Genomic DNA, 18,717 nt, shown 5'->3' with positions numbered 1-18,717 from the left:
GGAGACGTTCATGACCTGTGACGGACTGGTCGCCGTGGTGACCGGGGGTGGTTCGGGGATCGGCCGCGCCTGCACCGATGCGCTGCTCGCCGCGGGGGCCCGGGTGGTCGTGCTGGACCTGGACCCGTCAGGTGCGCCGTCCGGACCGGCGGTCCGCGCCGTGCGGGCCGACGTAGCGGACCGCGCCTCCCTGGCGGCCGGCATCGCCGCCGCCGTGGACGCCTTCGGCCGCCTGGACATCCTCGTCAACAACGCCGGCATCTCGGCGGTCGGCGCCGTCGAGGACAACGACGACGCCCAGTGGGCCCGCGTGCTGGACGTGAACGTCGCCGGTGTGGCCCGCACCAGCGCGGTCGCGCTGCCCCACCTCCGCCGGTCACCGGCGGCGGCCATCGTCAACGTGTCCTCCATCGCGGCGACCGCCGGCCTGCCCCGCCGGGCGCTGTACTCCGCGTCCAAGGGCGCCGTGCACGCCCTCACCCTGGCCATGGCCGCGGATCTGGTCGGCGACGGCGTACGGGTGAACTGCGTGGCGCCCGGCACGGTGGACACCCCCTGGGTCACCCGGCTGCTCGCCGGCGCCGACGACCCGGCCGCGGAGCGGCGGCTGCTCGCCGCGCGTCAGCCGACCGGCCGCCTGGTCAGCGCCACGGAGGTCGCCGCGGCAGTGGTGTACCTCGCCTCACCCGCCGCGGGAGCTGTCACCGGGACTTCACTCGCCGTCGACGGCGGCATTGCCGGTCTGCGGCTCCCGGCACGGCGCAGCTGAGCGGCCGGCGCCGCCGATCGGGGGCTCAGGCCGCCAACAGGTCGCGCAGCCAGCGCAGTTGGATCGGTGGCTGGAACGTCGCCCCGCCCTCGTGCCCGTTGTACGGCCAGATCTGCAGCTCCTTCGGGCCGGCGTAGTGGTTGTACGCGGCGAACACCGTGGACGGTGGACATACGTCGTCCATCAGCGCGACCGAGTAGAGCGCCGGTGCGGTGGCCCGCGCCGCGAAGTGCACGCCGTCGAAGTAGCTCAGCGTATGGAAGACCTGCTCGATCCGGTCGCGGTTCGTCGCGCAGAAGTCGGCCAGTTCCTGGTACGGGTGCGTGTCGGTGATCTCGGTGGCCCGCCGGAAGTGGGTCAGGAACGGCAGGTCGATGAGCGCGCCTCGTACCTGGGAGTGCAGGCCGGCCACCGCCTGCGCGATCCCGCCGCCCTGGCTGGCACCGGCGACGAGGATCCGGCTGTCGTCCACCTCGGGATGGCTGGCCGCCGCGTCCACCGCCCGCACCGCGTCGGTGAACAACCGGCGGTAGTAGTACTGCTCGGGGTCCAGCACGCCGCGGGTCAGGACGCCGCCGTGCTGCGGCGAGTCGCTGCCCGGCAGATCCACGGTGTCGCCGTCGCCCTGGCCGCGGGAGTCCATGACGAACACCGCGTACCCGGCCGCCGGCCACAGCAGCCACTCGTGGGGCCGGCCCCGGCCGCCGCCGTAGCCGATGAACTGCACGACGCACGGCAGTGGCCCGGCCGTGTCCGCCGGGGTGAGGAACCAGCCGGCCACCCGCTGCCCGCCGGAGCCGCTGAACCGTACGTCGTGGACGTGCACCCGGGGTAGCAGGGCGTCGTACGGGGTGAACTCCGTCGCCAGGTCGTGCTCGGCCGCGGCGGACAGCGTGGCATGCCAGAACGCCTCGAAGTCGTCCGGCTCGGCGCGTTGCGGGCGGTAGGCGCGCAGCTCGGCGAGGGGCAGATCGAACAGGGCCACGGCGACTGCCTTTCTTGCTGCTCGCTGCCGGGTACGTACGCTCGGCAACCGGCACCGCCCTGGTCAGCGCCGGCGCGACTCCCCAATGGACGTGCCGCAGGTGTCTCCGTGGGCGTGCGTGACGGGCTGGCTGAGCGTAGGACTCCCGGTCAGCCGGAATCAATACTTGACGAAGTTAATTATTGAACCTAGGTTTCGGCTATGTTTCCCGAGACCGGCTTGGGCTCGCTCGCCGTCGCCCCGGCGGCAACGGCGGTGTTCACCGCCGTACTGACCGAAGGTCCATTGAGCCGGGTCAGTCTCGCGCGCCGGCTCGGGCTGTCCTCCGCCGCCGTCACCAAGGCCGCGCGCCCGCTCATCGACACGGGTTACCTGCATGAGCTGGCCGCGACCGAACGCACCGGTCCGGGCGCCGGACGCCCGGCCAGTCCACTGGCCGTACGCGCGGACCGCGAGTTCTTCGTCGGGGTGAAGATCACCGCCGATGAACTCATCGGCGTCGTCTGCGACCTCCGTGCGGCGGTACGGGCCACGGCCCGCCGGCCGCTGACCGCCCCCGACGTCGAGGCCGTCCTCACCGACCTCGGCCAGCTCGTCGACGGGCTGCTCGACGGCCCCGGCGACTACCGGGTCCGCACCCGCCGGCTGGGGCTCGCCATCTCCGGCGACGTGGATCGCACCACCGGGCTGGTCCGGTACTCGCCGTTCCTGCGGTGGCGCAACGTCCCGCTCGGCCAGCGCGCGGCCCGGATCACCGGGCTCGCCGCCACGGTGGAGAACGACGTGAAGGCGCTCACCGCCGCTGAGCACTGGTTCGGCGAGGGGGTGGGCGCCGAGTCCTTCGCCCTCGTCACCGTGGGCACCGGCATCGGCTGCGGCCTGGTCGTCCACGGCCGGCTGGTCTCCGGCTCGCACGGCGTCGCCGGCGAGATCGGTCACCTCGCCGTCGACGCCGATGGCCCCAGTTGCCACTGCGGTGGTCGCGGCTGCGTGGAGGCCATCGCCGGCACCCAGGCCATCGTCCGGCAGGCCCGGGAACGCACCGGTCGGCCCGAACTCACCATTGACGCCGCGGTGGCCCTGGCCCGCGCCGGTGACGAGCAGGTCGGTGCCGTCTTCGCCCGTGCCGGCAACGCGATCGGCTCCGGCATCGCGGCCGTGGCGAACCTGGTCGGCCCCGCCCGGATCGTCGTGTCCGGCGAGGGGCTGGCCGCCTACGACCTGTTCGAGGCGCACATCCGCACCGGCTTCGAGCGCCAGGCGTTCGGTGCCGCCGCCCAGTGCCCGCTCTCCATCCGCCCGCTGCCCTTCGAGGAGTGGGCGCGCGGAGCGGCTGCCGTGAGCATCCAGTCGCTCGTCGTTCCCTGAACCATCGGCGTCAATCCGGCCCCCGGCCGGCCATATCGCAACAGGCACCACCCTCGGCCCCCCAAACCAGGAGGTGTGACTGTGAGGTCACCGTTACGCACCACCGCGCAGCGAGTCGAACCACCCACCCGGCGCGAGAGCCGGGTCCGCACCGGCGTGGCCCTCGCCGCCACCCTCGCGGTGGCCATCGGCGCGGGCGCGATCCCGGCGCAGGCTGCCGCACCCGGCGCGAAGACGCAGGCTGCCGCACCCGGTCCGAAACCGAGCCCAGCGCCGAACAGCGCGGGGGCCGGCGCCACCACGAAGGACCCGTCGCCCGCCGACCGGGCGGCCGCGCAGAAGGCGGCCGCCGGGGCGGCGGCGCAGGGCGTCGCGGCCCGCCCCTACCTGGGGTGGAGCAGTTGGAGCCTGCAGGCCACCAAGTACCCGGGGGTCAACCCGAACGGTCCCGCGAGCTGGCTGAACGAGGCCAACGTCCTCCAGCAGGCCGACGTGCTCGCCACGAAGCTCAAGCCCTACGGCTACGAGTACGTCAACATCGACGCGGGCTGGTCCACCAACTACCAATGGGAGATCAACTCCGACGGGTACGGGCGCGAGATCGCCTCGCCCGAACGGTTCCCGCGCGGCATGAAGTACGTCGCCGACGCCGTCCACGCCAAGGGCCTCAAGGCCGGCATCTACCTCACCGTCGGGCTGAACAAGCCCCTGTACGGCGGCGGCACGGTGTCGATCTGGAACGCCCCCGGCTGCACCACCGCCGACATCGTCTATCCGGACCTGCGTACGACGAACGGCTGGGACGGGGCGTACAAGATCGACTTCTCGAAGCCCTGCGCGCAGAAGTATGTCGACTCGCAGGCACAGCTGATCGCCGACTGGGGCTATGACTTCCTCAAGTTCGACGGCGTCGGCCCGGGCTCGTTCCGCAGCGGCGACAACTACAACAACGTCGCGGACGTCGCCGCCTGGCACGCGGCCATCGCCAGGACCGGACGCCCGATCGAGTTTCTCCTGTCCTGGTCGCTCGACCGTAACCACGCCGCCGACTGGAAGCGGTACTCCAACGGCTGGCGGATCGACACCGACGTGGAGTGCTACTGCGACACGCTGGTGACCTGGAACAACTCCGTGAAGGTCCGGTGGGACAACGTACCCGGCTGGACGCCCTGGGCCGGCCCCGGCGGCTGGAACAACCTCGACTCCCTCAACGTCGGCAACGGTGAGATGGACGGCATCACCGAGGATGAGCGGCAGAGCTACATGACGCTGTGGGCGATCTCGGCGGCCCCGCTCTACATCGGTGACGACCTCACCAAGCTCGACGCGTACGGCCTCTCCCTGCTCACCAACCGCGAGGTGATCGCGATCGACCAGCAGGGCATCCCGGCCCGGCCGGTTACCCCGACCGGCCCCACGCAGGTCTGGGGAATGAAGAACGCTGACAACTCGTACACCGTCGCGCTGTTCAACATGGGCAGCCTCCCCGCCCAGGTCACCGCCAACTGGAGCAGCTTCGGCTTCGGTGGCACCGCCACCGTCCGTGACGTGTGGCGGAGCGAAGAACTGGGCGTGCACAACGGCGCGATCTCGGCGACCCTGCCGTCGCACGGTTCCCGGCTGTTCAAGGTCACCCCGACGGGTGTTGCCCCCAAGGTGGCCAGCTACGAGGCGGAGGCCAGCACGAACACCCTCGTGCGGGGCGCCTCGGTCGGCGGCTGTGCCAACTGCTCCGGCGGCGCGAAGGTTGGCAACCTCTACAACGGCGGCGCCCTGCGCATCAACGGCGTCACCGTGCCGAAGACGGGCACCTACCAGGTGAACATCCGCTACACCACGAACGACCCGCGCTCGGCGACCGTCTCGGCCAACGGCCAGAATGCCGTCACCCTGGCCTTCCCGCCCAGCGGTGGTTGGGACATCCCGGCCACCGTGACCGTAGCGATGCAGCTGCGTGCCGGCGCCAACACGATCGAGATCGACAGCACGACGCCGGTCTACTCACCGGACGTCGACAAGGTCGAGGTGCCGCTGACCGTACGGTAGGCACGGCTCGTCGGGGGGCCGGAGCGGCACTGCCGCCCCGGCCCCCACGCCATCCGGACGCTACGCTCTGTGACCGCGGCCATACGGGTAATGCTTGCTCGATCAGGCAACCGAGGACTAATTTTGCTTCGTCAAGCAAGCAAAACTTGCTCACCGTTCCGCACATCCAGATGCCTACCGCGCCCCGTGTCGTTCAGGAGTCGGACATGATTTTTGGGCCAGTTCGTCGCAGCTACCGCGACGAGCAACATTGTCGATCGGCCCGGCGGCGGATCCGGGAGACGCTCGCGGTCCGCCGGGCCGCCGCAGCGGTCGGGCAGCAGAGCGTCGAACTACCTGACGAGGCGAAGTCGGCCGCATGACACGGCGCGACCGCCGGCGGAGGCGATGAGCCACGTCGTGTCGGGGTGCCGTCGGTGAGCGCGCACGACCAGGCGTGGCGGTATCTCATCGGATATGCCAGTTACGCGGCCGGTACCCGACTCGCACCGTCCGTCCGCTCCGCGTGACCCCGCGAGTTCCCGGGCCGGTCCCGGGGGCGTCATGCTGCCGGCGCCGGACCGGTCGAGCGGGCCGGCGGGCCGAACAGCGGCAGCAGCCGGTCCGCGTCGAGGTAGGTGGTGATGCCCCGCACCCGGTCGCCGGCGAGGTCCAGGATGACCAGCCCGAAGGGCCGGTGGACGCCGTCGGGCCCCGGCCGGGTCTGCCAGTACGCCGGTGCGCCGTTCGCCGCGGTGGGCACCAGCCGCGAGCCCGCGCACGAGGCCGCCGGGTCGGACAGCGCCTGCGCGATCCGGTCCCGGCCGCGCAGCCACCAGCGCAACGGCGGCATCGACATGGTGGCGTCGGCGTGCAGCAGAGCCACCAGGGCCGGTACGTCGTGGCGTTCGAACGCGGTGCAGTACCGGGTCAGCAGCTCGCGCTGGGCCGCGTCGGCGGGCCGGACCGGCTCCCCGGGGTCGGGGGCGACCGTGCGCAGGGTGGACCGGGCCCGCTGGAGCGCGCTGTTCACCGACGCGACGCTGGCCTCCAGCAGGTGTGCGACCTCGTCGGCCCGCCAGCAGAGCACGTCGCGCAGGATCAGCACGGCCCGCTGTCGGGGCGGCAGGTGTTGCAGGGCGGCCACGAACGCCAGCCGGATGCTCTCCCGCCGCAGCGCCTGCTCCGCCGGGTCGCCGTACCCGGGCAGCACCCGGTCGTCCGGGACCGGCTGGACCCACACGTGCTCCGGCGCCGGCGCCCCGAGCGCCGCACCGGCCTCGGCGGCGGGGCCGAGGTCCATCGCCCGGGCCCGGCGTTGCGCGCCGCGCAGCATGTCCAGGCAGACGTTCGTCGCGATCCGGTAGGCCCAGGTCCGCAGCGACCCGCGGGCCGGGTCGTAGCGGTCGGACGCCCGCCAGATGCGGGTCAACGTCTCCTGCACGGCGTCCTCGGCCTCGAACCCGGAGCCGAGCATCCGGTAGCAGAAGCCGGTCAGTTCGGTGCGCAGCAGCTCGACCGGGACGTCCTCGGCGACCGCTCTCTCCCGCACCCGGCGACCATACGCCCACCGACCGATGAGTTTCGCGGGTCCGGCCCGTATCAGTTGCGAGGGCCCCGCGAAGGGTGCCCCGCACTGGACGAAAGGAATCCGGATGACCGACGACGATGTCCGCGCCGCGGTGGTGGCGGAACGGGCGGAACTGGTCGACCTGCTGGCGGCGCTGCCCGCCGATCGGTGGGACGCGCCGACGCTGTGCGACGGGTGGCGGGTGCGGGAGGTCGTCGCGCACACCACGATGCCGTTCCGGACCTCGGTCGGGCGGGCCCTGATGGAGTTGGCCAGGGCGCGCGGGAACGTCAACCGGATGGCCGACCGGACCGCCCGCCGCGACGCCGCCGCGCTGTCGCCCGCGCAGTTGCTCGCGGCGCTGCGGGACAACGTCGAGCACCGGTGGACGCCGCCGGGCGGGGGCGTGCGCGGGGCGCTCTCCCATGACGTCATCCACGGCCTGGACGTCACCGTCGGCCTCGGGCTGGACCGCCGCGTCCCACCGGAGCGGGTCGCCATGGTGCTGACCGGGATGTCGCCGCGCAACGTGGCGTTCTTCGGCACCGACCTGAGCGGCGTCCAGCTCCGGGCGACCGACCTCGACTGGTGCCACGGCGAGGGCACACCCGTGCGCGGGCTCGCCCAGGATCTGCTGCTGGTGGTCTGCGGGCGCCGGCTCCCGTCCGGCCGGCTCGACGGCCCGGCGGCGACCCGGTTCAGTCGGCGGGACCCGTAGCGGGCGCGCGCCTCGCCCCGGGCCCGGGCGCGTCCGGGGCGAGGCGGTATCCCGTCGCCACCGCGTCCGGCCATGGTCGACAATGGTGCGATGGACGATCGGGCGCTGGTGCGGCTGAGCAAGCGGATGTCACTGGCACTGCGCCACCAGCCCGGGAAGTTCGGCCTGGCGCCGGACCGGGGCGGCTGGGTCACCGTGGACGACCTGCTCGCCGCCCTGCGGATCGACCGCGCCGACGTCGACGCCGTCGTGGCCGGTAACGACAAGCAGCGCTTCGCCGTCGAGCGGGGCGCCGACGGGGTGGAGCGGATCCGGGCCAGCCAGGGGCACTCCATCCCCGTCGACCTCCAGCTGGAGCCCACCGCGCCGCCGGAGCACCTGTACCACGGCACCGGCGCGGCCGCGCTCGACTCGATCCGGGCCACCGGCCTGCACCGGGGCGGGCGGCACCACGTACACCTGTCGCCGGACGTGGCGACGGCCCGGCGGGTCGGCGCCCGCCGCAGCGGGACGGTGGTGGTGCTCACCGTCGACGCGGCGGCGATGGCCCGCGACGGGCACGTCTTCTACCGCAGCGCGAACGGGGTGTGGCTGACCGACGCGGTGCCGCCGGCCTACCTCGTCGCCTGACGGCGCGTTCCGCGCCCGATCGGCCGCGACGCCGACCACGCCGGATTACCCTCGGACCACGACCCGGAGGGAGCGGCATGAGCGGTCAGACCAGCCCCGGCACGATGCCCGCCGCCTTCTTCGGCCACGGCAACCCGATGAACGCCCTGGCGGTCAACCGGTACACCTCGGCCTGGCGGGCGTTCGGGCGGGCGGTGCCACGGCCCCGGGCGATCCTGGTGATCTCGGCGCACTGGTACATCGGCGCGACCGCCGTCACCGCGATGCCCCGGCCGCGCACGATCCACGACTTCTACGGCTTCCCCCCGCAGCTCTTCGACGTCGAGTACCCGGCGCCGGGCCTGCCCGAGCTGGCCGAGGAGGTCAGCGACCTGGTGCATCCCACCTGGGTGGGCGCCGACGTGGACTCGTGGGGCATCGACCACGGCACCTGGTCGGTGCTGACCCACGCCTTCCCGGCGGCGGACATCCCGGTGGTGCAGCTGAGCATCAACGCCTTCAAGGGGCTGGACTACCACCTGGGGCTGGGCGCCCAGCTCGCGCCGCTGCGCGAGCGCGGGGTGCTCATCGTGGCCAGCGGCAACGTGGTGCACAACCTGGGCGGGGTGGATCCGCAGCTCGTCGACCAGGGCTTCGACTGGGCGCGGCGCTTCGACGACGCGGCCCGCGAGGTGATGCGGACCGAGCCCTCCGAGGCGGCCCGGCTGGACGCCCACCGCGACTTCGGGTCGGCGGTGCCGACGCCGGACCACTTCATCCCGCTGCTCTATCTCGCCGGCATCGCCGGTGCGACCAGGACCCGGCCCGAGGTGCTGGTGAACGGGTACGCGTACGGGTCGTTGTCGATGACGGCGTACACCCTGGGGTTGGCCTGCCCGGGTGGCGACCAGCCGGCGGGCGCGCCGTCGCTGCCGGCCGACGTGCCGGCCGACTCGGCGAACATCTGACCCCGGCCGGCGTCAGCCCCGCGCCGGGTCCCCGCTCGGCGCGGACTCGGCCGGGGCGCGCACGCCGTCGACGAACAGCGCGACGAGCTGGTGGCCGACCTCGGTGAAGGTCAGCGGCCCGTCCGGGTGGAACCAGGTGTGGATGTTGCCCAGGGCGCTGAGGAACGTGTGGGTGACCACGGTGGCGGAGACGTCGGCGCGGACCACGCCGGCCAACTGGGCCTCGTGCACCAGGTCGCGGAACAGGTCGTGGTAGCGCCGGCGCTCCCGGCGGGTGGCCTCGGCGTGCTCGTCGTCGAGCAGGTGCGCCGAGCGGGCCCAGACGGTCAGCTCGGCCAGGTGTTCGGCGGTGTGTTCGACCACGTCGAGGGCCGCGGCGCGCAGCCGCTCCCCGACCGGCCCGTCGCCGGCCGCGATCTCGGCCAGCCGCCGGGTCTGCTCCGCGAGCAGTTCCCGGTAGATGCTGGTCAGCAGCTCGGACTTCGACCCGAACCAGTGGTACAGCGCCCCCTTGGTCACCTCCGCCGCCGCCACGATCTCCTGGACGCTCGTCGCCTCGTAGCCGCGCCGGGCGAACAGCTCGGTGGCGGCCGCGACGATGCTCTGCCGGGCCGATCCGCGGGGTGCCCGCCGTCGCTCGGTGGTGACGGCGGCCTCGGTCACCACGGTCACCGCGACTCCAGCTGGCGGCGGATCTCCCGGCGGGCGACGTCGCGCACGTGCACCTCGTCGGGGCCGTCGGCGATGCGCAGGGTACGGACGCCCGCGTACATCGCCGCGAGCGGGAAGTCGTCGGACACGCCGGCCCCGCCGTGCACCTGGATGGCCCGGTCGAGCACCTCCAGCGCGACGCGGGGCGCGATCACCTTGATCGCGGCGATCTCGGTGCGGGCGGCCTTGGCACCGTACCGGTCGATCATCCAGGCCGCCTTGAGGGTGAGCAGCCGCGCCTGCTCGATCGCCATCCGCGACTCGGCGATCTGCTGCTGCACCACGCCCTGGCGGGCCAGCTCCTGACCGAAGGCGACCCGGGTGGTGGCGCGGCGCACCATCAGGCTCAGCGCCCGCTCGGCCAGGCCGATGGCGCGCATGCAGTGGTGGATGCGGCCGGGGCCGAGCCGGGCCTGGGCGAGGGCGAAGCCGCCGCCCTCCTCGCCGAGCAGGTGCGAGGCCGGGACCCGGACGTCGGTGAAGACGACCTCGCCGTGGCCGTGCTGGTCGTGGTAGCCGAAGACGGGCAGCGAGCGCACCACCTCGACGCCGGGGGTGTCCACCGGGACCAGGATCATCGACTGCTGGCGGTGGGTGTCCGCCGACGGGTCGGTCTTGCCCATCACGATCATGACAGCGCAGCGCGGGTCGGCGATGCCGGTGGTCCACCACTTGCGGCCGTTGATGACGTACGAGTCGCCGTCGCGCTCGATGCGGGTGCGGACGTTGGTGGCGTCGCTGGAGGCCACGTCCGGCTCGGTCATCGCGAAGGCCGACCGGATCTTGCCGTCGAGCAGCGGGCGCAGCCAGCGCTCCTTCTGCTCGTCCGTGCCGAACATGTGCAGGATCTCCATGTTGCCGGTGTCCGGGGCGGCGCAGTTGACGGCCTCCGGGGCCAGCTCGATGGAGCGGCCGGTCAGCTCCGCGAGGGGGGCGTACTCCAGGTTGGTCAGCCCGGAGACGTCGGGCAGGAACAGGTTCCACAGCCCCCGGCGGCGCGCCTCGGCCTTGAGTTCCTCGACGACCGCGGGCAGGTGGTGGCGGCGGCCGGCCTCGGTGAGTTCGGCGCGCTGGGCCGCGTAGACCGGTTCGGCGGGGTAGACGTGGTCGTCCATGAACTCCTGGAGCCGCTTGAGGTACTCGGCGGACCGTGCGCTCGGTTCGAAATCCATGGCTGGCTCCCCATTGACGGGTGTGTCGGCGGCTCGCTACCGTCGCCGGACGCCGAACATACCGGCTGGTCGGTATGGCGTCCAGAGCACCGTGACCGTGAGGAGCCCCAGGGTGAGCGTGATGGACCGGTTCCGCCTCGACGGGAAGGTCGCCGTCGTCACCGGCGCCTCCTCCGGCCTGGGGGTGTCGTTCGCCCGCGCGCTCGCCGAGGCCGGTGCCGACGTGGTGCTCGGCGCCCGCCGCGTCGAGCGCCTGGCGGAGACGGGCAAGCTGGTCGAGGCGGCCGGCCGGCGGTACGCGGCCCGCGCCACCGACGTCAGCCGGCCCGAGGACTGCCAGGCGCTGGTCGCCACCGCCATCGAGCAGTTCGGTCGGGTGGACGTGCTGGTCAACAACGCCGGGGTCGGCACCGCCGTGCCCGCCTCCCGGGAGACCCCGGAGCAGTTCCGCTCGGTCGTTGACGTCAACCTGATGGGCAGCTACTGGATGGCCCAGGCGTTCGCCCGGGCGGCGACCGGCGGCGGCGCCATCGTCAACATCTCCAGCGTCATCGGCCTGCGCCCGGGCGGCATTCCGCAGGCCGCGTACGCCGCCAGCAAGGCCGGTGTCATCGGCCTGACCCGCGACCTGGCGGCACAGTGGACCGGCCGCAAGGGCATCCGGGTCAACTGCCTCGCCCCCGGCTTCTTCGCCTCGGAGATGAGCGACCAGCTCGAGCCGGGCACCTTCGAGATGGTCAAGGCGCTCGCCCCGGCCGGGCGGCTCGGCGAGCACGAGGAGCTCGCCGCCACGCTGATCTGGCTGGCCAGCGACGCCTCGTCGTACGTGACCGGGGTGACCGTGCCGGTCGACGGCGGCCTCGTCATGCCTTGACGCCCGAGGGCGGAGGGCGTAGACCGGCTGTCACGTTGCTCGATGTCCCGCGACTCGCCGTACAGGAGGAGCACCGATGAGCTTCAACCTCGCGACCATCCTCCGGGAGCCCCGCCGGGCGCATCCCGACAAGCCGCTCTGCCACCTCGACCACCTGACCTTCAGCTATCGCCAGGTGGACGAGATCTCCGGGCGGGTCGCCGCCGGCCTGCTCGGGCTGGGCCTGCGCCGGGGCGACAAGGTGGCGGTGCAGCTGCCGAACGTGCCGCAGTTCCTCTTCGCCTACTTCGCCGTCCTCAAGGCGGGCCTGGTCATGGTGCCGCTCAACCCGCTGCTGCGCGCCGGTGAGGTCGCGTACCACCTGGCGGACTCCGACACCAAGGTCCTCATCACCTTCGAGCTGTTCGCGCAGGAGGCGGCCAAGGGGGCCGCCGAGGTCGACGGCGTGACGACGTACGTGGTCAACCTGCCGGGCAGCGACCGGCGGCCCGACGGCACCCGGCACTTCGACGAGCTGTACGCGGCCGAGGACACCGGCGAGATCGCGCCGACGGCCGCCGACGACACGGCCGTGCTGCTCTACACCAGCGGCACCACCGGTCGGCCCAAGGGCGCCGAGCTGACCCACTTCCAGCTCTACATGAACTGCACCGTGGGCGGCGAGCTGTTCGGCTTCCGCGACGACGACATCGGCCTGGCCGTCCTGCCGCTGTTCCACGTCTTCGGCCTCTCCAGCGTGCTCAACGTGGCGGTGCGCTACGGCGGCACCATCGTGCTCGTGCCGCGCTTCGAGGTGGGGCCGGTGGTCGACGCCATCGAGCGGCACCGGTGCACGATCTTCTCCGGCGTACCCACCATGTACTTCGCCCTGTTGCAGGCCGACCTCACCGGTCGGGACCTCTCCTCGCTGCGGGTCGGCGTCTCCGGTGGGGCGGCGATCCCCGGCGAGGTGATCCGGTCCTTCGAGGAGCGGTTCCCGGGCGTGGTGATCCTGGAGGGGTACGGGCTGTCGGAGACGGCCAGCACGACGACGTTCAACATCAGCGCCGAGCAGCGCAAGGTGCTCTCCATCGGCAAGCCGATCTGGGGCGTGGAGACGCGCATCGTCGACGACGCGGACCGGCCGCTACCGCCCGGGCCCGAGCACGTCGGCGAGATCGTCGTCCGCGGCCACAACGTGATGAAGGGCTACTACAAGAATCCCGAGGCGACCGCCGAGGCGTTCCGTGGCGGCTGGTTCCACACCGGAGACCTGGCGTACGCCGACTCAGACGGCTACCTGTTCATCGTCGACCGCAAGAAGGACATGATCATCCGGGGTGGCTACAACGTCTACCCCCGGGAGGTCGAGGAGGTCCTGTACGCCCACCCGGCGGTCGTCGAGGCGGCGGTGCTCGGCCGCCCCGACGCCAAGCTGGGGGAGGAGGTGGTGGCGGTGCTCAGCGTCACGCCGGACGCGGAGGTGACGCCCGACGACCTGGTGGCGTACTGCCGGGAGCGGCTCGCCGCGTACAAGTACCCGCGGCAGGTCCGCATCGTGGCCGAACTGCCGAAGGGCCCGACCGGCAAGCTGCTCAAGCGCGAGTTGAAGAAAGACCTGCTGGAAACGCCTGCACAGGAAGTGCAATAGCTCTCACGAATCCGGTCGATGGCGGCCCGGGTCGCCCTCATTGTCCTGGTAAGACCCGTCCACATCACAGCGTCGTAACAAGTCATTGACGGTCTCCGCTCGAAAAGTACACTCCCGGTGTAATAACCACCCCCTGATGCTTCGCCCGAGTCGCACCGCGTTTTCCCCCGTCGCCGCGTCCCGTAGAAGGTGAAGATGAGCCCACCACCCACCGACACTCCCGCCGACGGCACCGACCTGGTCCTGCGCGAGGTCGGCGTCCGGTTCGGCGGACTGGTCGCGCTGGACGGCGTCTCCCTGCGGGTGCCGCCCGGCCGGATCGTCGGCGTCATCGGCCCGAACGGCGCCGGGAAGACCACCCTGTTCAACGTGGTCTGCGGCTTCGTCCCGCCGACCAGCGGCTCGCTGACCCTCGACGGCCGGCCGTTCCGGCCGCGTCCGCACCGCCTCACCCGCCTGGGCATCGCCCGCACGTTGCAGGGCGTCGGACTCTTCCCCGGCCTCACCGTCGTCGAGAACGTCATGGCCGGCGCCAGCCACGCCGCCCGGGCCGGCTTCACCACCGCCCTGTTCGGCCTGCCCCGCAGCGACCGTGACGAACGGCGGCTGCGCGAACAGGCCCTCGACCTGCTCACCGAGCTGGGCGTCGGGCGGCACGCCGCCGCCGCGCCCGGCACCCTGCCGTACGCGGTGCGCAAGCGGGTCGCCCTCGCCCGCGCCCTGATCGCCCGACCCCGCCTGCTGCTGCTCGACGAGCCGGCCGGCGGGCTCGGCGCCGAGGACATCGGCGAGCTGGCCGAGCTGATCACCGGGCTGCCCGGCCGGGCCGACGCCGCCTGCTCGATCATGCTCGTCGAGCACCACATGGACCTGGTCATGTCCGTCTGCCACGAGATCGTGGTGCTGGACTTCGGCAAGGTCATCGCCGCCGGCACCCCGGAGCAGGTCCGCGACGACCCGCTGGTGACCGAGGCGTACCTCGGCGCCGACGTCCCGGCCGGCGCCACCGGCACCGCCGCCGGTCCGGTGGTCGCGCCGTGAGCGCCATCCTGGCGGTCGACGGGCTCAGCTCCGGCTACGGCCCGGTGCCGGTGCTGCGCGATGTCACCTTCGAGGTGCCGACCGGGACCATCGCCGCCGTCCTGGGCGCCAACGGCGCCGGCAAGACCACCCTGCTGCGTACCCTGTCCGGCCTGCTGCGTCCCACCACCGGCCAGGTCCGGTTCGACGGCGCGGACCTGCGCGGCGTCCGCGTCGAGGCGCTGGTGCACCGCGGCCTGGCGCACGTGCCCGAGGGCCGCGGCATCGTCGCCGAGCTGACCGTCGAGGAGAACCTGCGCCTCGGCGGGCTGTGGCGCCGCGACCGCGCCGACGCCCGGCGCGCCCAGGACGAGGTGTACGAGCTGTTCGAGCCGCTGGCCCGGCGGCGACGGCACGCCGGGCACCAGCTCTCCGGCGGGGAGCGGCAGATGCTCGCCCTCGGTCGGGCGCTGATCGCCCGGCCCCGGCTGCTGCTGCTCGACGAGCCGTCGCTCGGCCTCGCACCCCGGGTCACCGCGCAGATCATGGCGCTGCTGCGCCGGCTCTGCGACGACACCGGGTTGACCGTCCTGCTCGTTGAGCAGAACGTGCGCAGTGCCCTCTCCGTCGCCGACCAGGGCGTCGTCATGTCCCTGGGCCGCGTCGTCATGGCCACCCCGGCGGCGCAGCTTCGCGACGACGAGACGCTACGTCACGCGTACCTCGGGTTCTGACCACCCCACCCGTAGGAAGGATCCGTTCTTGGACCGGTTCTTGTTCCTCACCTTCGACGGACTGTCCACCGGCGCCGTCTACGCGGCGTTCGCCCTCGCCCTGGTGCTCATCTGGCGGGCGGCCCGTCTGGTCAACTTCGCGCAGGGCGCGATGGCGGTGGCGACGGCCTACGTCGGCTACGCCGTCGCCTCCGCCACCGGTTCGTACTGGCTGGGCCTGGGCGCGGCCGTCCTCGCCGGGCTGGCGATGGGTGCGCTCGTCGAGCGGGTGCTGATGCGCTTCGTCGGTCACGCCAACCCGCTCAACGACGTCATCGTCGCCCTCGGCCTGGTGCTGCTGATCCAGGCGGTGCTCGGCATGGTCTTCGGCAACGAGTACCGGCCGGCGGCCGCGCCGTTCGACACCGACGCCCTGTCGATCGGCGGGATCGCCGCACTGTCCCCGTACGACCTGTGGGTCCTCGGCGCCGTCCTGGTGGTCGTGGTGCTGCTCGCGCTGCTGTTCACCCGTACGCCGATCGGCCTGCGGATGCGGGCCTCCGCCTTCGCTCCCGAGGTGTCCCGGCTGCTCGGGGTGAACGTCAACCGGATGCTCACGGTCGGCTGGGCGCTGGCCGCCGCGGTCGGCGCCCTCGCCGGCATGCTGGTCATCCCCACCGGGCTGGGGCTGCACCCGCACGCGATGGACCTGGTCTTCGTCGTCGCGTTCACCGCCGCCGTCGTCGGCGGCCTGGACAGCCCCGCCGGGGCGGTGGTCGGCGGCCTGCTGGTCGGCCTGATCCTGTCCTACGTCACCGGCTACCTCGGCCCGGACACCACGCCGCTGGCCGTCCTCGTCCTGCTGCTGGCGGTCCTGCTGGTCCGCCCCGGCGGGCTCTTCTCCAGCGCGAGAGCGAGGCACGTGTGACCACCACCCAGCCCGACGTGTCCACGGCCGAACCGCCACCCGGCCGGCCGTCACCGCTGCGCCGGCTGCTGCCCGGCGCGCCGGACGCCGCCCCGGCGGGCGGCTCCACGCTGCTGCGCCACCTGGTCCCGGCCGTGCTCGCCGGCACCCTGGTCGTGCTGCTGACCAACCAGTTGCCGCCGTACCAGAACCTCCAGGTCGCCCGGGTCTGCGCGTTCCTCTGCGTCACCGCCGGCTACACCGTCCTGGTCGGGCTCAACGGCCAGCTCTCGCTCGGGCACGGGGCGCTGATGGCGACCGGCGCGTACACCGTCGCGCTGGTCCAGCGGGCCTTCGAGGCGCGCGCGGTGCAGGGCCGGTGGATCCTGCCGCTGTCCCTGCTGGCCGCCGTCGCGGTGACCGCGGCGGCCGGGCTGGTCATCGGGCTGGCCGCCGCCCGGCTGCGCGGGCCGTACCTGGCCGGCGTGACCCTGACCGTCGCCACCCTGGTCCCGGCGATCGCCACGATCTTCACCGGCGTCTTCAACGGCGAGCAGGGGCTGCGCTTCCCGGCGGAGACGCCGCCGGCGTTCCTGGGGTCGTACTTCCAGCCGGAACGGTGGCTGGCCTGGGTCGCGCTGCTCGCCGCGCTGCTGACCATGCTGCTCATGGCGAACCTGGTGCGCAGCCGGTTCGGCCGGTCCCTGCGCGCCGTCCGCGACGACGAGGTGGCCGCCCGGCTCGCCGGCATCCACGTCGCCCGCAACCAGGTGCTCGCCTTCGTGGTGAGCGCCGCCTGCGCCGGCCTGGGCGGTGGCGTGTACGCGATGTTGACCGCCACCGTGGCCCCCGGCAAGTTCGCCCTCGACCTGTCGCTGTTCCTGCTGATGGCCATCGTGATCGGTGGGCTGGGCAGCCTCGCCGGGGCGGTCTGGGGAGCGGTCCTGCTGGTGGCCCTGCAGGACCTGCCGAGCCTCGTCACCGACACCTTCACCCTGCCCGCGGGCCTCGCCCAGCGACTGGAGGGCAACCTGGCCCTCGCCGTGTTCGGTCTGATCCTCATCGTCGTCATGCTCGCGGCCCCGGGCGGCCTCCAGGGCGCCGCCCGCAGGCTCACCGCACGCCTCCGGCCGGGCCGCCGGACCCCGCACCCCTGACTCTCCCGGTTCCACCCCACCCCGTTTCGCACCTGCACTGGAATGGAGAACCATGCATCCCACCACACGCCGCGTACTCGCGGCCACAGCCGGCCTCGCGCTGTTGGTCGGCGCGTCGGCCTGCGCCAACGACGAGCAGCAGGCGGCCGAGAACGTCCCGGGCGTCACCGACACCGAGGTCGTGATCGGCACCCACCAGCCACTCACCGGCCCCGCCGCGGCCGGCTACTCGAAGATCTCCGCCGCCACCAAGGCGTACTTCGAGCACGTCAACAGCAAGGGCGGCGTCAACGGCCGGAAGATCGTCTACAAGGTGATGGACGACGGCTACAACCCGGCGAACACCGACAACGTCGTCCGCAAGCTCGTCCTCGACGACAAGGTCTTCGCGCTCCTCGGCGGCCTCGGCACCCCCACCCACACCAACGTGCTGGAGTTCGTCAAGACGCAGAAGGTGCCCGACCTCTTCGTCTCCTCCGGCAGCCGCAACTGGAACCAGCCCGAGAAGTACCCGACCACCTTCGGCTGGCAGCCCGACTACACCGTCGAGGGCAAGATCCTCGCCACCTTCGTCAAGCAGCAGTTCCCCGGCCAGAAGGTGTGCCACTTCGGGCAGAACGACGACTTCGGCCGCGACTCCCTCGCCGGGGTGGAGAAGATCCTCGGGCCGGTGGTCGCCAAGCAGACCTACACCCCCACCAACCCGCAGGTCGGCCCGGCGATCGGCGCGCTGAAGGCCGCCGGCTGCCAGGTGGTGATCTCGGCGAGCATCCCGGGCTTCACCGCGCTGGCCATGGGCCAGGCCGCCGGGCAGGGGTTCCGGGCGCAGTGGGTGGTGTCCAATGTCGGCGCCGACTACACCACGCTCTCCGGCCAGCTCGGCGACAAGAAGGTGATCCTTGAGGGGATGATCGCCGACAACTACCTGCCGATGGCGAACGACCCGAGCGACCCGTGGATCAAGGAGTACACCAAGATCCACCAGCAGTACAACGCTGCCAACCCGATCGACGGCAACGCCGTCTACGGCTACTCGATGGCGTACACCTTCGTGCAGGCGCTGCTCGCGGCCGGCAAGGACCTGACCCGCGAGAAGCTGGTCGAGGCGGTGCGCAAGGGCGGCTTCACCGGGCCGGGCCTGACCCCGTTCCGCTACAGCAAGGACGTCCACGCCGGCTACAGCGGCGTGCGGATGAACAAGGTGCAGAACGGCGTCCAGGCGTACTTCGGCCCGACCTACACCACCGACGACGGTGACGGCGCCGTCACCGAGCTGACCGGTGCGCCGGCCGCGCCGCCGGCGGAGGCGATCCCGACGAGCTGATCCGCGACCGCCGCCGGCCACCGCGCTGCGGCGCTCGGTCCCGGGCCGCCACCCGACGGGTGGCGGCCCGGTCTCGTTGTTGGCCAACGCGGCCAGCCGGGCCTGGCCGACCACGCGCCGGTCACGGTGGCCAACAGGTCGCACGTAGGGTGCGCATTGTCGAGCCAACTGGTCGCGGATCGGCGGAGCGGAAGCCC

At 72.5% G+C, this 18,717-nt stretch carries 17 protein-coding genes; 13 read left to right on the top strand and 4 right to left on the bottom strand.

What is annotated here, in order from left to right:
* The first annotated feature begins 10 nt into the window (after window positions 1–10).
* A complete protein-coding gene (locus ACTMS9_RS23660) occupies window positions 11–769 on the top strand; it encodes an SDR family NAD(P)-dependent oxidoreductase (RefSeq protein WP_441166035.1) in 759 nt (252 codons plus the stop codon).
* 25 nt (window positions 770–794) lie between these two features.
* Here the strand turns inward: ACTMS9_RS23660 and ACTMS9_RS23655 are convergent, their stop codons facing one another.
* Window positions 795–1,754 carry an acetylxylan esterase gene (locus tag ACTMS9_RS23655; protein ID WP_441148933.1) on the bottom strand — a complete coding sequence of 320 codons (960 nt, stop codon included), beginning with the start codon at window positions 1,752–1,754 and terminating at the stop codon, window positions 795–797.
* A gap of 201 nt (window positions 1,755–1,955) precedes the next feature.
* On the opposite strand from ACTMS9_RS23655, the gene ACTMS9_RS23650 reads away from it, so the two are divergent.
* Window positions 1,956–3,122, top strand: a complete 1,167-nt coding sequence (locus tag ACTMS9_RS23650) for an ROK family transcriptional regulator (protein WP_441148932.1) — start codon at window positions 1,956–1,958, stop codon at window positions 3,120–3,122.
* An 81-nt stretch (window positions 3,123–3,203) separates the two neighbouring features.
* Window positions 3,204–5,168 carry an alpha-galactosidase D gene (locus ACTMS9_RS23645; protein WP_441166034.1) on the top strand — a complete coding sequence of 655 codons (1,965 nt, stop codon included), beginning with the start codon at window positions 3,204–3,206 and terminating at the stop codon, window positions 5,166–5,168.
* A 541-nt stretch (window positions 5,169–5,709) separates the two neighbouring features.
* Here the strand turns inward: ACTMS9_RS23645 and ACTMS9_RS23640 are convergent.
* On the bottom strand, window positions 5,710–6,699 hold the full coding sequence (locus ACTMS9_RS23640) for a sigma-70 family RNA polymerase sigma factor (RefSeq protein WP_441166033.1): 990 nt from the start codon (window positions 6,697–6,699) through the stop codon (window positions 5,710–5,712).
* Window positions 6,700–6,802: 103 nt separating this feature from the next.
* On the opposite strand from ACTMS9_RS23640, the gene ACTMS9_RS23635 reads away from it, so the two are divergent.
* The 3 genes from ACTMS9_RS23635 to ygiD all read left to right on the top strand — a co-directional run bounded on the left by ACTMS9_RS23635 (window position 6,803) and on the right by ygiD (window position 9,012).
* Window positions 6,803–7,435 carry a maleylpyruvate isomerase family mycothiol-dependent enzyme gene (locus ACTMS9_RS23635; protein WP_441148929.1) on the top strand — a complete coding sequence of 211 codons (633 nt, stop codon included), beginning with the start codon at window positions 6,803–6,805 and terminating at the stop codon, window positions 7,433–7,435.
* Window positions 7,436–7,525: 90 nt separating this feature from the next.
* Window positions 7,526–8,065 carry an RNA 2'-phosphotransferase gene (locus tag ACTMS9_RS23630; protein WP_441166032.1) on the top strand — a complete coding sequence of 180 codons (540 nt, stop codon included), beginning with the start codon at window positions 7,526–7,528 and terminating at the stop codon, window positions 8,063–8,065.
* A 77-nt stretch (window positions 8,066–8,142) separates the two neighbouring features.
* A complete protein-coding gene (ygiD, locus tag ACTMS9_RS23625) occupies window positions 8,143–9,012 on the top strand; it encodes a 4,5-DOPA dioxygenase extradiol (RefSeq protein ID WP_441148927.1) in 870 nt (289 codons plus the stop codon).
* 12 nt (window positions 9,013–9,024) lie between these two features.
* Here the strand turns inward: ygiD and ACTMS9_RS23620 are convergent, their stop codons facing one another.
* Both ACTMS9_RS23620 and ACTMS9_RS23615 read right to left on the bottom strand, forming a co-directional pair.
* Window positions 9,025–9,684, bottom strand: a complete 660-nt coding sequence (locus tag ACTMS9_RS23620; RefSeq protein ID WP_441166031.1) for a TetR/AcrR family transcriptional regulator — start codon at window positions 9,682–9,684, stop codon at window positions 9,025–9,027.
* Window positions 9,681–10,895 (bottom strand): acyl-CoA dehydrogenase family protein, encoded by a 1,215-nt coding sequence (locus tag ACTMS9_RS23615; RefSeq protein WP_441166030.1) that lies wholly within the window; start codon window positions 10,893–10,895, stop codon window positions 9,681–9,683. The genes ACTMS9_RS23620 and ACTMS9_RS23615 overlap by 4 nt, the downstream gene beginning before the upstream one ends.
* Before the next feature lie 121 nt (window positions 10,896–11,016).
* On the opposite strand from ACTMS9_RS23615, the gene ACTMS9_RS23610 reads away from it, so the two are divergent.
* The 7 genes from ACTMS9_RS23610 (at window position 11,017) to ACTMS9_RS23580 (ending at window position 18,520) form a co-directional block, all read left to right on the top strand.
* Complete coding sequence (locus ACTMS9_RS23610; protein ID WP_441166067.1) at window positions 11,017–11,769, top strand: SDR family NAD(P)-dependent oxidoreductase; 753 nt, start codon at window positions 11,017–11,019, stop codon at window positions 11,767–11,769.
* A 76-nt stretch (window positions 11,770–11,845) separates the two neighbouring features.
* Window positions 11,846–13,399 (top strand): long-chain-fatty-acid--CoA ligase, encoded by a 1,554-nt coding sequence (locus ACTMS9_RS23605; RefSeq protein ID WP_441148924.1) that lies wholly within the window; start codon window positions 11,846–11,848, stop codon window positions 13,397–13,399.
* 195 nt (window positions 13,400–13,594) lie between these two features.
* Entirely contained in the window at window positions 13,595–14,440 is an 846-nt protein-coding gene (locus ACTMS9_RS23600) for an ABC transporter ATP-binding protein (protein WP_441148923.1), read from the top strand.
* A complete protein-coding gene (locus ACTMS9_RS23595) occupies window positions 14,437–15,153 on the top strand; it encodes an ABC transporter ATP-binding protein (protein WP_441148922.1) in 717 nt (238 codons plus the stop codon). The genes ACTMS9_RS23600 and ACTMS9_RS23595 overlap by 4 nt, the downstream gene beginning before the upstream one ends.
* 28 nt (window positions 15,154–15,181) lie before the next feature.
* Window positions 15,182–16,060, top strand: a complete 879-nt coding sequence (locus ACTMS9_RS23590) for a branched-chain amino acid ABC transporter permease (protein ID WP_357616097.1) — start codon at window positions 15,182–15,184, stop codon at window positions 16,058–16,060.
* Entirely contained in the window at window positions 16,057–17,196 is a 1,140-nt protein-coding gene (locus ACTMS9_RS23585; protein ID WP_441148921.1) for a branched-chain amino acid ABC transporter permease, read from the top strand. Before ACTMS9_RS23590 ends, ACTMS9_RS23585 begins: the two co-directional genes overlap by 4 nt.
* Before the next feature lie 52 nt (window positions 17,197–17,248).
* Complete coding sequence (locus tag ACTMS9_RS23580; protein ID WP_441148920.1) at window positions 17,249–18,520, top strand: ABC transporter substrate-binding protein; 1,272 nt, start codon at window positions 17,249–17,251, stop codon at window positions 18,518–18,520.
* Window positions 18,521–18,717 lie beyond the last annotated feature (197 nt).

It is taken from the genome of Micromonospora sp. L31 (assembly GCF_052068075.1).
Classification (GTDB): Bacteria; Actinomycetota; Actinomycetes; order Mycobacteriales; family Micromonosporaceae; genus Micromonospora; species Micromonospora purpureochromogenes.
The sequence above is the reverse complement of the archived record's forward strand: the minus strand, read 5'-3'. Positions and strand labels throughout refer to the sequence as shown.

Excerpts from the sequence above, each read along its gene's own strand:
- ACTMS9_RS23660 (WP_441166035.1), top strand. The coding sequence starts at position 11 with ATGACCTGTGACGGACTGGTCGCCGTGGTGACCGGGGGTGGTTCGGGG.
- ACTMS9_RS23650 (WP_441148932.1), top strand. The coding sequence starts at position 1,956 with ATGTTTCCCGAGACCGGCTTGGGCTCGCTCGCCGTCGCCCCGGCGGCA.
- ACTMS9_RS23635 (WP_441148929.1), top strand. The coding sequence starts at position 6,803 with ATGACCGACGACGATGTCCGCGCCGCGGTGGTGGCGGAACGGGCGGAA.
- ACTMS9_RS23630 (WP_441166032.1), top strand. The coding sequence starts at position 7,526 with ATGGACGATCGGGCGCTGGTGCGGCTGAGCAAGCGGATGTCACTGGCA.
- ygiD (WP_441148927.1), top strand. The coding sequence starts at position 8,143 with ATGAGCGGTCAGACCAGCCCCGGCACGATGCCCGCCGCCTTCTTCGGC.
- ACTMS9_RS23615 (WP_441166030.1), bottom strand. The coding sequence starts at position 10,895 with ATGGATTTCGAACCGAGCGCACGGTCCGCCGAGTACCTCAAGCGGCTC.
- ACTMS9_RS23610 (WP_441166067.1), top strand. The coding sequence starts at position 11,017 with ATGGACCGGTTCCGCCTCGACGGGAAGGTCGCCGTCGTCACCGGCGCC.
- ACTMS9_RS23605 (WP_441148924.1), top strand. The coding sequence starts at position 11,846 with ATGAGCTTCAACCTCGCGACCATCCTCCGGGAGCCCCGCCGGGCGCAT.
- ACTMS9_RS23600 (WP_441148923.1), top strand. The coding sequence starts at position 13,595 with ATGAGCCCACCACCCACCGACACTCCCGCCGACGGCACCGACCTGGTC.
- ACTMS9_RS23580 (WP_441148920.1), top strand. The coding sequence starts at position 17,249 with ATGCATCCCACCACACGCCGCGTACTCGCGGCCACAGCCGGCCTCGCG.